The 668-nt window shown below is 63.3% G+C and carries 1 protein-coding gene; it reads left to right on the top strand.

The annotated features are described in order from the left end of the window. Positions 1-668: Ig-like domain-containing protein (locus tag GYA94_RS25890; protein WP_218031613.1), on the top strand; the 668-nt coding region annotated here is incomplete at both ends.

The raw sequence follows: 668 nt of genomic DNA, 5'->3' as shown, positions 1-668 counted from the left end.
CGATGCCGACGGCATCGCAGTGGCCGGCAGCATCGATCTCAACGGCGGCAGCATCAAGGACCCTGCGGGTAATGACCTGGCCCTGTCGCTGGGCGCTGTCGGCAGTGCAGGCGTGCTGGTAGATACCGTGATACCCAGCGTGACCAGCATCGTACGCGCCGATGCCACGCCCACCAATGGCAGCTCGATCAGCTACACCGTTACCTTTAGCGAAGATGTGAGCGGCGTGGACGCCAGCGACTTCACCGTCAGCTATGGCGGGACTGCGGCAGGTAGCCTGGCCAGCGTGACCCAGGTCGACGGCCGAACCTACACCGTGGTCATAGCGGGCCTCACCGGCACTGGTGGTGTCACCTTGGCCCTCAACAGCAGCGGTACGAGCATCGCTGATGCGGCAGGCAACGCTATCAACACCGGCCTGGTCGGTGAAACCTATGCAGTGGACCGCACTGCGCCGTTGGTCACCAGTGTCAGCGTGCCGGCCAGTGGCAGCTATGTAGCGGGGCAAAACCTGGACTTCACCGTCAACTTGAGCGAAGCGACCCTGGTCGATACCAGCGCTGGTACGCCGCGTATCGAGGTCACACTCGATAATGGCGAAGTCGCCTACGCAACGTACGTGTCCGGTTCCGGCAGCACTGCGCTGGTGTTCCGCCTGAGCGTGGTCA

The organism is Pseudomonas juntendi, assembly GCF_009932375.1.
Taxonomy (GTDB): Bacteria; Pseudomonadota; Gammaproteobacteria; order Pseudomonadales; family Pseudomonadaceae; genus Aquipseudomonas; species Aquipseudomonas juntendi.
This window is presented reverse-complemented; position numbering and strand designations above follow the sequence as displayed.